This window comes from Streptomyces sp. NH27 (assembly GCF_056859195.1).
In genome coordinates this window covers 1-309 of record NZ_JACEGK010001128.1, presented here as the reverse complement: position 1 = coordinate 309, position 309 = coordinate 1, and the positions used below count along the sequence as shown (strand labels likewise).

The 309-nt window shown below is 68.6% G+C and carries 1 protein-coding gene; it reads left to right on the top strand.

Annotated features, from left to right (window positions below; all coding sequences use genetic code 11):
• Nucleotides 1-50: 50 nt before the first annotated feature.
• Nucleotides 51-309, top strand: a 259-nt coding sequence (locus AC13HU_RS38360) for an ROK family protein (RefSeq protein ID WP_483046605.1), incomplete at its 3' end; no start/stop codon positions are given.

The following is a 309-nucleotide window of genomic DNA, read 5'->3' as shown; positions in this document are numbered from 1 at the left end:
TTGCTTCTCCGGTGGAGAAGGGCAGTGGTGCTCTGGGTGCGGAGGGCATCATGCCGGGTTGGGTCGGTATGCGGTTGACCGACGAGTTGCGGCGCCGTACGTCCTTGCCGGTGCGGGTGACCAATGACGCGAATGCGGGTGCGCTCGCCGAGCGGATGTACGGGGCCGGGCGGCACGCGAGTGACATGGTGTATGTCCGGTTGTCCGCCGGTATCGGTGCGGGCATCGTGAGCAACGGGAAGCTGCTGCTGGGCGCGCGTGGCCTGGCCGGTGAGATCGGGCACCTGCCGCTGACCGCGGACGGCCTGA